The sequence below is a fragment of the Streptomyces sp. NPDC034670 genome (assembly GCF_055574875.1).
The window spans coordinates 46,547-60,090 of record NZ_JBVITR010000025.1 but is presented as its reverse complement, the minus strand read 5'-3'; the positions used below and the strand labels follow the sequence as shown (position 1 = coordinate 60,090).

Genomic DNA, 13,544 nt, shown 5'->3' with positions numbered 1-13,544 from the left:
TCCCGCCCGGGACACGACGCCGGGACTTCATGGCCGTGAACACGACGACAGGGGCCGCACCCCGAAGGGTGCGGCCCCTGTGCTCACTGCTTCAGCGAGCGCGGCACTCAGGCCGCGACGACCTCGATGTTGACCTTGGCGGCAACCTCGGGGTGCAGACGCACGGACGTCTCGTGAGCGCCCAGCGTCTTGATCGGCGCCCCCAGCTCGATGCGGCGCTTGTCGACCTCGGGTCCACCGGCGGCCTTGATCGCGGAAGCGATGTCGGCCGGGGTGACGGAACCGAAGAGACGACCGGCGTCGCCGGAGCGGACGGCCAGGCGGACCTTGACTCCCTCGAGCTGGGCCTTCACCTGGTTGGCCTGCTCGATGGTCTGGATCTCGTGGATCTTGCGAGCACGACGGATCTGCTCGACGTCCTTCTCGCCGCCCTTGGTCCAGCGGATCGCGAGCTTGCGCGGGACCAGGTAGTTGCGAGCGTAACCGTCCTTGACGTCGACGACGTCGCCCGCGGCACCGAGGCCGGAGACCTCGTGGGTGAGGATGATCTTCATGAGTCGGTCACCCTTCCCTTAGCGCGCGGTGGAGGTGTAGGGCAGCAGCGCCATCTCACGGCTGTTCTTGACGGCCGTGGCGACGTCACGCTGGTGCTGCGTGCAGTTGCCGGTCACGCGACGGGCACGGATCTTGCCGCGGTCGGAGATGAACTTCCGCAGCATGTTCGTGTCCTTGTAGTCCACGTACGTGACCTTGTCCTTGCAGAATGCGCAGACCTTCTTCTTCGGCTTGCGCACAGGCGGCTTCGCCATGATGTTTCTCCTGTGTGATCAAGAAGTGCGGGTACGGCCCGCCTAGAAGGGGGGCTCGTCCGAGTAGCCGCCACCGCCGCCGGAGCCGCCGCCGGAGCCGCCGCCCCAGCCGCCGCCCTGCTGGCCGCCGGCGGGAGCGCCGGTCGCCCAGGGGTCGTCGGCGGGAGCGCCGCCCTGCTGCTGGCCGCCGCCGGGGCCGCCGCCCCAGCCGCCGCCCTGCTGGCCGCCGCCACCGCCGTAACCGCCCTGGCCACCGCGGCCGGTGGTCTTGGTGACCTTGGCCGTGGCGTTGCGCAGGCTGGCGCCGACTTCCTCGACGTCCAGTTCGTAGACCGTGCGCTTGATGCCCTCACGGTCCTCGTAGGACCGCTGCTTCAGCCGGCCCTGCACGATGACGCGCATGCCTCGCTGGAGCGACTCGGCGACGTTCTCCGCCGCCTGACGCCAGACCGAGCAGGTCAGGAACAGGCTCTCGCCGTCCTTCCACTCGTTCGTCTGACGGTCGAAGGTGCGGGGAGTCGACGCGACACGGAACTTCGCGACGGCCGCACCGGACGGGGTGAAGCGCAGCTCGGGGTCATCGACAAGGTTGCCGACGACCGTGATGACGGTCTCGCCTGCCATGGGGGAACCTCTCGGCGGGTTTGCTGCTGGCTGCTGGTGCTGCTACTCGGGTCCCGGGACCCACTGAGCGGGAGGCTCAGTGGACCTCGGGGCGGAGGACCTTGGTCCGGAGGACCGACTCGTTCAGGTTCATCTGGCGGTCGAGCTCCTTGACGACCGCAGGCTCGGCCTGCAGGTCGATGACCGAGTAGATGCCTTCGGGCTTCTTCTTGATCTCGTACGAGAGACGACGACGGCCCCAGGTGTCGACCTTCTCGACCTTTCCGCCACCGTCACGGACGACGGAAAGGAAGTTCTCGATCAGCGGGGAGACAGCACGCTCCTCGAGATCGGGGTCGAGGATGACCATCACCTCGTAGTGACGCATGTGGAACCCACCTCCTTTGGACTCAGCGGCCACGGTCGTTCCGTGGCAGGAGGGTCGTGATGCGTTGTGCAACGACGTCCGTCAGTAAAACAGCCGCCACTGACAATCGGGATCGGGTGGCGGTCTCCCGGGCCGGCAGGGACGGACCGCGGTCCTGTCCTGCTCTCGCCCGGCTCTGTCCGGACGGACATCGATGCGAAGGGTACAGGGTACCCGCACAGCGGCTTCCGGTTGAAATCAGGCCGGGATGCCCGTCAATCTGTACACATCGAGTGTGTATGGCGCTACGATGCGCCGCCTTTCGCAGGAGGTGCCCTATGGCACAGGCAATGCGACCCAATACCGCCGGCGGCCTCTTCGCCACGGACGGCAAGTCCCATCCGCTCCAGGACACCCTGCTCGCGGTGACCCTGGTGCTGGGCATCACGTCCTTCATCACGGCGATGTTCCACCATCTGCACCTGCTCAGCTCCTGGACCGGCCTGGTGGGCATCCTCACCGGCGCGTACGGCCAGTGGATCTCGGTGACGACGCGCGCGCGCTTCGGCCTCGTCCTGGGCCTCGGTGCCTCGGCGATCGGGTTCTTCCTGGGCATGGCGCACGGTGGCCTCTTCGGCGGACTCGTCGACTGACGTCAGACACCCCCTTCCGAACACCGTCGAACGCCTTCCCCCCGGCGACAGCCCGGGGGGAAGGCCCGTGCGCCCATCCGGGGCGCTCCCCGGGCGCAGTAGGCTTCGCGCGAGAGCCGGAGCCCCTGATCCCATGGGGACACACCAGCCCGAGGAGCGCCCCGAATGAGCCTGACCCTGAGGACCATCAGTCGAGAGCAGCATCTGGCGTACATCCAGAGCCTGCCGTCGGCGAGTCACATGCAGGTCCCGGCCTGGGCGGACGTCAAGGCGGAGTGGCGCTCGGAGAACCTCGGCTGGTTCGACGGCCGGACCGGCGAGATGGTCGGTGCCGGGCTCGTCCTCTACCGGCAGCTGCCCAAGATCAAGCGCTACCTCGCCTACCTGCCCGAGGGCCCGGTCATCAACTGGTTCGCGCCGAATCTCCAGGAGTGGATCGAGCCGATGCTCGCGCACCTGAAGCAGCAGGGCGCGTTCTCGGTGAAGATGGGTCCGCCGGTGATCATCCGGCGCTGGGAGGCCTCGACCATCAAGAAGGGCATCCAGGACCCGGACGTGAAGCGTCTGCGTGACCTGGAGGCCGACTTCATCGAGCCCCGCGCCTTCGAGGTCGCCGACAAGCTGCGTCGCATGGGCTGGCAGCAGGGCGAGGACGGCGGCGCCGGCTTCGGTGACGTCCAGCCCCGCTACGTCTACCAGGTGCCGCTGGCGAACCGCTCCCTGGAAGAGGTCCACAAGAACTTCAACCAGCTGTGGCGCCGCAACATCAAGAAGGCCGAGAAGGCCGGCGTCGAGGTCGTCCAGGGCGGCTACGACGATCTGCCCGAGTGGCAGCGGCTGTACGAGATCACCGCCGTGCGCGACCGCTTCCGGCCCCGCCCGCTGTCGTACTTCCAGCGCATGTGGACGGCCCTCAACACCGAGGACCCCAACCGCATGCGGTTGTACTTCGCCCGGCACAACGGCGTGAACCTGTCCGCGGCGACGATGCTGATCGTCGGCGGGCACGTCTGGTACTCCTACGGAGCCTCCGACAACATCGGCCGCGAGGTCCGGCCCTCGAACGCGATGCAGTGGCGGATGCTGCGTGACGCCTACGCGCTCGGCGCCACCGTCTACGACCTGCGCGGCATCTCGGACTCCCTGGACGAGACCGACCACCTCTTCGGTCTGATCCAGTTCAAGGTCGGCACGGGCGGCCAGGCCGCCGAGTACCTCGGTGAGTGGGACTTCCCGCTGAACAAGCTGCTCCACAAGGCGCTCGACATCTACATGTCGCGCCGCTGACCCCTGCTTCGCCGCTCCGACGGCTCCGACAGCTTCCACCCCTCTGACACACCGCAGCCACGAGAAAGGTTCCAGGTCCGGCCATGGCGCTCACGCTCTACGTCGACACCGCGCGCTGGCGGGCGCACCACAAGCACGTGCAGGAGCAGTTCCCGGGACTCGTCCCGGTCTGCAAGGGCAACGGCTACGGCTTCGGCCACGAGCGGCTGGCCGAGGAGGCCACACGGCTGGGCACGGACGTCCTCGCCGTCGGCACGACGTACGAGGCCGCCCGGATCAAGGACTGGTTCGGTGGTGACCTGCTGGTGCTGACGCCGTACCGGCGCGGCGAGGAGCCCGTGCCGCTGCCCGACCGGGTCATCCGCTCGGTGTCGTCGGTCGACGGCGTGTACGGACTGGTCGGCGCCCGGGTGGTCATCGAGGTGATGTCCTCGATGAAGCGGCACGGTGTCAGTGAGCAGGACCTGCCCCAGCTGCACGCCGCCATAGAGAACGTCCGGCTGGAGGGCTTCGCCATCCACCTCCCCCTGGACCGCACCGACGGCTCGGACGCCGTCGAGGAGGTCATCGGCTGGATGGACCGCCTGCGGGCAGCCCGCCTGCCGCTGCACACGATGTTCGTGAGCCACCTCAAGGCCGAGGAACTCGTCCGGCTGCAGCAGCAGTTCCCGCAGACCCGCTTCCGTGCCCGGATCGGCACCCGGCTGTGGCTGGGGGACCACGAGGCCACCGAGTACCGCGGCGCGGTCCTGGACGTCACGCGCGTCGCCAAGGGGGACCGGTTCGGCTACCGGCAGCAGAAGGCCGCCTCCGACGGCTTCCTGGTGGTCGTGGCGGGCGGTACGTCGCACGGGGTGGGCCTGGAGGCCCCCAAGGCACTGCACGGCGTCATGCCGCGCGCCAAGGGCGTCGCCCGCGCCGGACTCGCCACCGTGAACCGCAACCTCTCCCCGTTCGTCTGGGGCGGCAAGCAGCGCTGGTTCGCCGAGCCGCCGCACATGCAGGTGTCGATCCTGTTCGTGCCGGCGGACGCGCCGGAGCCGAAGGTCGGCGACGAACTCGTGGCCCATCTCCGGCACACCACCACGCAGTTCGACCGCCTCGTCGACCGCTGAGCGGCACCGGGGACGGCCGGGAACCGTCCTCGTCCGGGCAGTGAGAAGGCCGTACACGGCTGTCCGTGTACGGCCTTCTCACTGCCTTCCGGAGCGGTGCGCCCGGCCTGTTCGCTCAGAGCGAACCGCCCGTGGCCCCGGTCGTCCCCCACTTGACCTGTGCCCCCTCGAAGTGGGCGGCGTGCCGTGCGGGACGGGCCGCGGGGCCGAACACGAACACGTCCTCGGCTCCGTCGAGCACCCCGCCCGACGGGTCGTCCTCGCCCGACCGCCGCACCGGGTCCCGCTCGGGCATCAGGATGTCGCGCACGACCATGGCACACAGGTACAGCGTCCCCAGCAGATGAAGACCGATGGCCCAGTGGTAACCGTCGGCGGGCAGCCCCTTGTGCGCGTCCCCGCTGGTCGTGTAGGCGAGGTACATCCAGATGCCCAGGAAGTACGCCACCTCGCAGGCCTGCCAGACGAGGAAGTCGCGCCACTTCGGCCGGGCGAGGGCCGCCAGCGGCACCAGCCACAGGACGTACTGCGGCGAGTAGACCTTGTTGGTGAGGATGAACGCCGCGACGATCAGGAAGGCGAGCTGGGCGAACCGCGGCCGGCGCGGAGCCGTGAGGGCGAGCGCCGCGACGCCCGCGCAGCAGAGCAGCATCAGGAGCGTGGCGAGCGTGTTGACGGTCTCGGTGCTGAGCGGATCGCTCGAGTTCTGGGCCATGATCAGCCAGAAGGAACCGAAGTCGACTCCCCGTTCCTGACTGAACGTGTAGAACTTCGACCAGCCCTCGAAGGCGAAGAGCATGACGGGCACGTTGACGACGGCCCAGGCGACGACCGCGCCCCCCAGGGCCTTTCCGTACTCCCGCCAGCGGCCCGCGCGCCAGCACAGCACCAGCAACGGCCCGAGGAGCAGCACGGGGTAGAGCTTGGCGGCCGTGGCGAGCCCGAGGAGGACACCGAAGGCGAGGGAACGCCCCCGCGACCACATCAGCATCGCCGCGGCCGTCAGGGCGACGGCCAGCAGGTCCCAGTTGATGGTCGCGGTCAGCGCGAAGGCGGGCGCCAACGCGATCAGCAGGGCGTCCCAGGGCCGCCGGGCGTGCGTACGGGTCACGCAGACGGCGATGACGGCCGCGCACGCCATGAGCATCCCCGCATTGGCCGTCCAGTACCACTGCGCCTGCTCCCGGAGGCTGCCGCTGCCGGGCGTGAGCCAGGCGGCGACCTCCATGAACACACCGGTCAGCACCGGGTACTCGAGGTACTGCATGTCCCCGGGGAGCTTGTCGAAGTACGGCACCAGCCCGTCGGCGAAGCCGCGTCCCTGGTAGAGGTGCGGGATGTCCGAGTAGCAGGCATGCGTGTACTGGGAGCCGGCCCCGAAGAACCAGCCCCCGTTGTAGCAGGGCGCTTTCTGCACCAGGCCGAGGGCGAACATGCCGATCGCCACGAGCGCGATGACCCGGACCGGGGTCCACCAGGACGTCCCGGTCAGGGCACGCCGACCGAGCGGACCGCCGATCAGCTCGCTGCCGGCGGCGGCGACCCGGTCCTCCTGGGTCGGCCGCACCGGCTCGGGCTCGTGGACGCTGGCTCGCGTCGATTCTCCACTGGGCATGCCGCACATCCTGCCGTACGCGACCGGGAATACGCCGAGGGCCGCCGTACCCGAGGGGTACGACGGCCCGTGTTTCACGTGAAACACCCAGGCCGGGTGATGGGGGACTAATCCCTCGGGCCTCCGAAGAGACCGCCGCCGTTGTTGTTGCCGCTGCCTCTGTTGTCCCCGGGCTCCTCCGTGCCCGAAGGCGTCGGCGTGCTGCTCACTCCTCCGTCCGCACCGCCGACGTCGGCACCACCCGGGCCGGTGCCGCCCGTGTCGTCGTCCTCGTCGTCGCACCGGAAATCGAGCGGCCGACAGGTGTTGGTGGCCGAGGGCGTCGGAGTGGTCTCGGTCTCCGTGGGCGTCGGAGACGGCGACGGGGTCGTCTCCTCGGTCTCGGTGGGCGTGGGGGTGGGAGTCGGCGTCGGGTCGGCGTTGACGACCTCCCCGATGGGCTCGGGAAGCGGGAACTTCTTCGGCGCCTGGCCCTTCAGGGCCTTCCCCATGTAGTCCGCCCAGATCTCGGACGGGAACGAGGAACCGTGGATCTTCTTCTGGTCACCCGTTCCGAACATCTCCAGGAACTGCCGGTTCTTGATGGTCTCGTCGTCGGGGTACCGGAACATGCTGATCGCGGTGGACAGCTGCGGGGTGTACCCGACGAACCAGGCGGACTTGTTGCCGTCCGTCGTACCGGTCTTTCCGGCCGCCTCGCGGTCGGGGAGCCGGGCGTTCTTACCGGTTCCCTCTTCGACGACGGTCTTCAGGACGTCCGTGACGTTGTCGGCGACCTTCGCGGTGAACGCCTGCTCCGTCACCGTCTTGTGGGTGAAGACCGTGCCGTTCTTGCTGGTCACCTTCTTCACCGAGAACGGCTCGCGCTGCTTGCCGCTCGCCGCGAACGTGGCGTACGCGCCCGCCATACGGATCGCGCTGGGGGTGGAGGTACCGATGGAGAACGAGGGGTACGCGTCGGTGCCCGTGAGGCTGCTCTCCAGGACACCCGCGTCGATCGCCGCCTCCTTCACCTTGTCCAGGCCGACGTCCATGCCGAGCTGCACGAAGGAGGAGTTCACCGACTCGCGCATCGCCTCACGGAGGTCGATCTTGTAGTCGGGCGGTGTGCCGTGCGAAAGGTCGCCGTCATTGACCTGTTCCCACTGCTCGCCCTTCTCGTTCTGCCAGACGTTCCCGTCGTACTCCCGGACCTTGAGCTTGTTCTTGCCGCTGTAGAGGCTCTTCGGGGACACGATGGTGCGCTCGTCCTGTGCCTGCACCGGATCCAGGTCCGGGTTCCGGACGCCCCACTTCATGGCCGCCGCCAGCACGAACGGCTTGAACGTCGAGCCGACCTGGGCCCCGGTCGCGTCGGCGTTGTTGGTGAAGTGCTTGGTCGCGTCCTCGCCGCCGTAGATGGCCTTGATCGCTCCGGTCGCGGGGTCCACCGAGGCTCCGCCGAACTGGACGTGCGTGTCCGTGTCCGGGCGCTTCTCGGGGTCGATGTTCTCCTTGTAGACCTTCTTGACCGACTCCTCGAGTGCTTCGACCTTCTTCTTGTCGAAGGTCGTGTAGATCGAGTAGCCGCCCTTCGCCAGGTCGTCCTCGGTGATGCCGGTCTCTTCGCTGTTGTTGACGAGGTACGCGTTGGCCAGGTCGACGAGGTAGCCGATCTGACCGCTCAGCGCGGTGTTCGACCGGGGGTTCTGCCACTTGGGCAGCTTGGTGTGCTTGGCCCGTTCCTCGGCGCTGAGGTGCTTGTACTCGACCATCTTGTCGAGCGTGTCCTGCATCTGCAGCAGAAGACGTTCCTGGTTCTTCTCGGGAGTGGCACCGACCGGGTCGATGGACTTCGCGCCGGCCGGGTCGTAGTAGGTGGCGCCCTTGAGCACCGCCGCCAGGAAGGCGCACTCGCCCGCGTCCAGGTCCATGGCGTCCTTGTTGAAGTACGCCCGGGACGCCGCCTGGATCCCGTAGGCCCCGCGGCCGTAGTACGCGGAGTTCAGGTAGCCCTCGAGGATCGTGTCCTTGCGCTGGGTGGTGCCCACCTTGATCGAGACGAAGATCTCCTTGAACTTCCGGGAGATCGTCTGCGACTGGTCGTCCAGCATCGCGTTCTTGACGTACTGCTGGGTGATCGTGGAGCCACCCTGCGTACTGCCGCCGCGGGCCATGTTGAACACGGCACGTGCGATGCCCTTGGGGTCGATGCCGCTGTCCTCGTAGAAGGTCTTGTTCTCCTGCGAGATCACGGCATTCTGCATGTCCTTGGGGATCTGCGCGAGACCGATGATCTGCCGGTTGCGCTCACCGCCCGTGGCGACCATCGGCGAGTCGTCGGCCCAGTAGTAGACGTTGTTCTGTGCCGTGGCCGTCAGGGCGAGGTTGGGCACCTCCACCATCGCGTACCCGACCCCCGCGACGGCCACCAGGCTTCCGAAGAAGGCGATGCACAGCCCGGAGAGGAGCTTCCAGGACGGCATCCAGCGGCGCCAGCCGTCCTTGTCGTAGCGGGGGTAGTCGACGATCCGCTTCTTGCCGGGAGGCGCCGCGCGCCCCCTGCCGCGTCCGGGCCCGGTGGCACCGGCCCGGCGGCTCCCGCCTCTCTGTGCCGCGCGTCGTGCCTCGGCGCGGCCGCCGTACGTACGGTCCTCACCTCCCGGGCCGCGGGCGCCCGACCCATAGGAATCGGACGGAGACCCGGTGGCGCCTCGCGGTGCCGCGCGGCGGCCGGAGGACGAGCCGGACTGGCCGCGTCGGGCCGCGGCACGTCCGCCTCCCTGCGGCTGCGGCGGTTTGCGACGGTGCTCGCTCATCGAACGACTACTCCTCGGGCAGGCGCACCCTTGCGCGCCTGGCAACGGCGGCTGGTTTCCGGTCCCCCCGAAGTACGGATGCGGCGCTTTCCGCATTCACCCGTACTGCACCGGGGACAGGGACGTCCCCGGGCGTCACTCGGTTCCCGGTGGTCTGCATGGCGCACAGACTACGCACCGCCAAAACCCTCCGAGCACAGAAGTTCACCTCAAACCAGGCAACTTGGTCCCCGGGAGCCGACGATGTGACCCCGTTCACTCCACCCCCCCTTGTCGCGTCCGGAAGGCCGTTCTATCGTCGTGATGTATCGAGTCGATACATCAGCTCGGCATAAGGACGGCGACGAGCCGGACACGAGCCCGTCACGGCAGGACCGCGGCAGAGAGGAGGCGACGATGAGCCGGCGTTCCGGGATCCTTGAGTTCGCCGTACTCGGTCTGCTCCGCGAATCCCCGATGCACGGCTATGAGCTGCGCAAACGACTCAATACGTCACTGGGTGTGTTCCGTGCGTTCAGCTACGGGACGCTCTACCCCTGCCTCAAGACGCTGGTCGCCAACGGCTGGTTGATCGAGGAACCGGGGAACACCGCCGAGGACGCTCCCGTCGCTCCGCTCACGGGCCGTCGCGCCAAGATCGTCTACCGGTTGACGGCGGAGGGTAAGGAGCACTTCGAGCAGCTGCTCTCCCAGACGGGGCCGGACGCCTACGAGGACGAGACCTTCGCCGCGCGGTTCGCCTTCTTCGGGCAGACCTCTCGTGATGTGCGCATGCGCGTTCTCGAGGGCCGCCGCAGCAGGCTGGAGGAGCGCCTCGAGAAGATGCGTGCCTCCCTGGCCCGCACCAGGGAGCGCCTCGACGACTACACGCTTGAGCTCCAGCGCCACGGGATGGAGTCCGTGGAGCGCGAAGTGCGCTGGCTGAACGAGCTCATCGAGAGCGAGCGGGCCGGCCGGGACCTGAAGGATTCCGCCACCGGGGGAGCCGCTCAGCAGGACACCACATCTGGAGCGCCGGGCGGCCTGCCCCGGTCCGGGGACGCACCCCGGCCGGATACGCCCGACGACACCGCCACGTGAGACCCCACTCAGGGCCTCACTCGTACACACAGGGAGCAACCGGAATGGGTTCGGTTCGCGTAGCCATCGTCGGCGTGGGCAACTGCGCCGCATCGCTGGTGCAGGGAGTCGAGTACTACAAGGACGCCGACCCGGCGTCCAAGGTGCCGGGCCTGATGCACGTCCAGTTCGGCGACTACCACGTCCGCGACGTCGAGTTCGTCGCCGCCTTCGACGTGGACGCCAAGAAGGTCGGCCTCGACCTCGCGGACGCCATCGGAGCCTCCGAGAACAACACCATCAAGATCTGCGACGTCCCCCGCACCGGCGTGACGGTCCAGCGCGGCCACACCCTCGACGGCCTCGGCAAGTACTACCGCGAGACCATCGAGGAGTCCGCCGAGGAGCCGGTCGACGTCGTCCAGGCCCTCAAGGACAAGCAGGTCGACGTCCTGGTCTGCTACCTGCCCGTCGGCTCCGAGGACGCGGCGAAGTTCTACGCCCAGTGCGCCATCGACGCCAAGGTCGCCTTCGTCAACGCCCTCCCGGTCTTCATCGCCGGCACCAAGGAGTGGGCGGACAAGTTCACCGAGGCGGGCGTCCCGATCGTCGGTGACGACATCAAGTCCCAGGTCGGCGCCACCATCACGCACCGCGTCATGGCGAAGCTGTTCGAGGACCGGGGTGTCATCCTGGACCGCACGATGCAGCTGAACGTCGGCGGCAACATGGACTTCAAGAACATGCTCGAGCGTGACCGCCTCGAGTCCAAGAAGATCTCCAAGACGCAGGCCGTCACCTCCCAGATCCCCGACCGGGAACTCGGCGAGAAGAACGTCCACATCGGCCCGTCCGACTACGTCGCCTGGCTGGACGACCGCAAGTGGGCCTACGTCCGCCTCGAGGGCCGTGCCTTCGGTGACGTCCCGCTGAACCTGGAGTACAAGCTCGAGGTCTGGGATTCCCCGAACTCCGCCGGCGTCATCATCGACGCCCTGCGCGCCGCGAAGATCGCCAAGGACCGGGGCGTCGGCGGCCCGATCCTGTCGGCGTCCTCCTACTTCATGAAGTCCCCGCCGGTGCAGTACTTCGACGACGAGGCCCGCGAGAACGTCGAGAAGTTCATCAAGGGCGAGGTCGAGCGCTAGGACCCGCTCACCGTGGGCAAGGAAGGGTCTCCGGGGTCGCACGTCCCGGAGACCCTCCCCCTATGTGAGGCTGAGCCCCATGGCCGTCGTCCGTGACCTGCGCGTCCTGCTGCACTTCCAGGGCTTCAGGCGTCTGCTCGCCGTCCGTCTGCTCTCCCAGGGCGCCGACGGCGTCTTCCAGGTCGCACTCGCCGCCTACGTGGTCTTCTCGCCGGAGAAGCAGACGTCGGCCGCGGCGATCGCCTCCGCGATGGCGGTCCTGCTCCTCCCGTACTCCGTGGTCGGCCCCTTCGCCGGAGTGCTGCTGGACCGCTGGCGCCGCCGTCAGGTGTTCCTGTACGGCAACCTGCTGCGCGCCCTGATGGCATCGGTGACCGCCGTCCTCATTCTCGGCCGGGTCCCCGACTGGCTCCTCCTCGTCTCCGCCCTGTGCGTCACCGCCGTCAACCGCTTCGTCCTCGCCGGACTGTCCGCCGCGCTTCCCCGCGTGGTCGACGCCGAGCGGCTGGTCGTCGCCAACTCCCTCTCCCCGACCGCCGGAACACTCGCCGCTACGGCGGGCGGCGGCCTGGCCTTCCTCGTCCGTCTGGTCATCGCCGACTCCGACGCGGCCGTGGTGCTCGTGGGCGCGGCCCTGTACCTGTGCGCGGCCGTGGCGTCGCTGCGCATCGCGAAGGAACTCCTGGGTCCGGACCGCGCCCTGGTGCGTCCCCGGCTGACCACGGCACTCACCGGGACGGCACGCGACCTGCTGGCGGGCGTGCGCCACCTCACCTCACCGCCGCGCAGGAAGGCCGCCTGGGCGCTCACGGCGATGTCACTGATGCGGTTCTGCTACGGCGCCGTGCTCGTGATGCTGCTGATGCTGTGCCGGTACGCCCTGACCTCGACCGCGGACGAGGGACTCGCCCTGCTGGGACTGGCGTTGGGCATCTCCGGTGCCGGCTTCTTCGCCGCGGCCGTCATGACGCCCTGGGCCGCGGGGCGGCTCGGCCCCGGCCGCTGGATCACGGTGTGCGCCGGTTCCGCCGCAGTGCTGGAACTCGTACTCGGACTGCCTTTCGCCTCGGGCCCCCTGCTGGCGGGGGCGTTCGTCCTCGGTCTGACCACCCAGGGTGCGAAGATCGCCACGGACACGATCGTCCAGTCCTCCGTCGACGACGGCTTTCGTGGCCGGATCTTTTCCGTCTACGACGTCCTGTTCAACGTGGCGTTCGTCGGAGCCGCCGCCGTGGCCGCCCTGATGCTGCCGCCTGACGGACGGTCGGTCCCGCTGGTGGTAACAGTCGCCGTTATCTACGGGGCGGTAGCTGTGACTATGGCCCGTTTTGGGCGCCAGTAAGTGTCACATCAGCGCCACAGAGTCTTATCGAGCCACCGAGTGGCCGGTATCGGCCGGTAGCTTACGGGGGTCTTATGCGGCGCGCACTTCTCGCGGCGCATGTTTGCCGATGTTCCAGGGGGACCTCCACGTGACCACTCCACCGCCCCAGGGCAATCCGTTCGCACAGGGCCAGCAGCCCTACGGCCAGCCTCAGGGCCAGGCTCCTCAGCCACCCCAGGGCGGCTTCCCCCAGCAGGCCGGCCAGCCCGGTTTCCCGCCTCCGGGAGTCCCCGTCCCACCGCCTGCCCCTTCCCGCGGCTTCAACAAGAAGCTCCTGCGCATCGTCGCCGTCATCGCCGTCGCGGTCGTCATCGGTGTGGTCAAGTGGCAGTTGGGCAAGTCCGACGCGGAGACCACGTCAGTGGGCAGCTGCATGAAGAACGAGGGCACTCAGTTCAGCCCGGATCTCAAGGACGCCGACTGCTCGTCCAGTGACGCCGAGTACAAGGTCGTCGAGAAGTTCGACGACACCAGCGACAGCGACAAGTGCAAGGCGGTTCCGGACGCGCCCATCGCCTACTACCAGACGGGGGGCGGCCACAACGTGGTGCTCTGCCTGAAGGAAATGAAGTAGCACTCGCAGCCATGTGCCGGGGGGCGGTGTTTCCCGTGCGACCCCCCCCCCCCGAACCCACCACCGGGGCTGGTTTTTCGTGAGAAACAAACCCCCCGCTGGGGGTTCCCTCCTCCGCCCAGCGCGACCCCC

The 13,544-nt window shown here is 68.4% G+C and carries 13 protein-coding genes; 7 read left to right on the top strand and 6 right to left on the bottom strand.

Going from position 1 to position 13,544, the window contains the following annotated elements:
- Window positions 1–107: 107 nt before the first annotated feature.
- From rplI to rpsF, 4 genes are all read right to left on the bottom strand, one after another.
- Window positions 108–554, bottom strand: a complete 447-nt coding sequence (gene rplI / locus ACZ56B_RS18350) for a 50S ribosomal protein L9 (RefSeq protein ID WP_081236198.1) — start codon at window positions 552–554, stop codon at window positions 108–110.
- Window positions 555–572: 18 nt separating this feature from the next.
- Window positions 573–809, bottom strand: coding sequence for a 30S ribosomal protein S18 (gene rpsR / locus ACZ56B_RS18345; protein ID WP_003949403.1), 237 nt, complete (start codon window positions 807–809; stop codon window positions 573–575).
- 42 nt (window positions 810–851) lie between these two features.
- Window positions 852–1,433, bottom strand: coding sequence for a single-stranded DNA-binding protein (locus tag ACZ56B_RS18340; protein WP_468791065.1), 582 nt, complete (start codon window positions 1,431–1,433; stop codon window positions 852–854).
- 76 nt (window positions 1,434–1,509) lie between these two features.
- Window positions 1,510–1,800 carry a 30S ribosomal protein S6 gene (rpsF, locus tag ACZ56B_RS18335; RefSeq protein ID WP_468791063.1) on the bottom strand — a complete coding sequence of 97 codons (291 nt, stop codon included), beginning with the start codon at window positions 1,798–1,800 and terminating at the stop codon, window positions 1,510–1,512.
- 317 nt (window positions 1,801–2,117) lie between these two features.
- Between rpsF and ACZ56B_RS18330 the strand changes: the two genes are divergently transcribed.
- The 3 genes from ACZ56B_RS18330 (at window position 2,118) to ACZ56B_RS18320 (ending at window position 4,834) form a co-directional block, all read left to right on the top strand.
- Window positions 2,118–2,432 carry a hypothetical protein gene (locus ACZ56B_RS18330; RefSeq protein ID WP_468791061.1) on the top strand — a complete coding sequence of 105 codons (315 nt, stop codon included), beginning with the start codon at window positions 2,118–2,120 and terminating at the stop codon, window positions 2,430–2,432.
- A gap of 165 nt (window positions 2,433–2,597) precedes the next feature.
- Window positions 2,598–3,719: a peptidoglycan bridge formation glycyltransferase FemX gene (gene femX / locus ACZ56B_RS18325; RefSeq protein ID WP_468791059.1), complete on the top strand. Its 1,122-nt coding sequence runs from the start codon at window positions 2,598–2,600 to the stop codon at window positions 3,717–3,719.
- Window positions 3,720–3,802: 83 nt separating this feature from the next.
- On the top strand, window positions 3,803–4,834 hold the full coding sequence (locus ACZ56B_RS18320; protein WP_468791057.1) for an alanine racemase: 1,032 nt from the start codon (window positions 3,803–3,805) through the stop codon (window positions 4,832–4,834).
- A 115-nt stretch (window positions 4,835–4,949) separates the two neighbouring features.
- Here ACZ56B_RS18320 and ACZ56B_RS18315 read toward each other — a convergent pair whose 3' ends face one another.
- Window positions 4,950–6,458, bottom strand: coding sequence for a glycosyltransferase family 87 protein (locus ACZ56B_RS18315; protein WP_468791124.1), 1,509 nt, complete (start codon window positions 6,456–6,458; stop codon window positions 4,950–4,952).
- Between the two features lie 98 nt (window positions 6,459–6,556).
- Window positions 6,557–9,247, bottom strand: a complete 2,691-nt coding sequence (locus tag ACZ56B_RS18310) for a transglycosylase domain-containing protein (protein ID WP_468791055.1) — start codon at window positions 9,245–9,247, stop codon at window positions 6,557–6,559.
- Between the two features lie 396 nt (window positions 9,248–9,643).
- Between ACZ56B_RS18310 and ACZ56B_RS18305 the strand changes: the two genes are divergently transcribed.
- From ACZ56B_RS18305 to ACZ56B_RS18290, 4 genes are all read left to right on the top strand, one after another.
- Window positions 9,644–10,327 carry a PadR family transcriptional regulator gene (locus ACZ56B_RS18305; protein WP_468791053.1) on the top strand — a complete coding sequence of 228 codons (684 nt, stop codon included), beginning with the start codon at window positions 9,644–9,646 and terminating at the stop codon, window positions 10,325–10,327.
- A 44-nt stretch (window positions 10,328–10,371) separates the two neighbouring features.
- On the top strand, window positions 10,372–11,454 hold the full coding sequence (locus ACZ56B_RS18300) for an inositol-3-phosphate synthase (RefSeq protein WP_468791051.1): 1,083 nt from the start codon (window positions 10,372–10,374) through the stop codon (window positions 11,452–11,454).
- Between the two features lie 79 nt (window positions 11,455–11,533).
- Window positions 11,534–12,796, top strand: a complete 1,263-nt coding sequence (locus tag ACZ56B_RS18295; RefSeq protein ID WP_468791049.1) for an MFS transporter — start codon at window positions 11,534–11,536, stop codon at window positions 12,794–12,796.
- A 130-nt stretch (window positions 12,797–12,926) separates the two neighbouring features.
- The gene (locus tag ACZ56B_RS18290) at window positions 12,927–13,412 is read left to right on the top strand and encodes an LppU/SCO3897 family protein (RefSeq protein WP_468791047.1); all 486 of its coding nucleotides are present in this window, start codon (window positions 12,927–12,929) and stop codon (window positions 13,410–13,412) included.
- Window positions 13,413–13,544 lie beyond the last annotated feature (132 nt).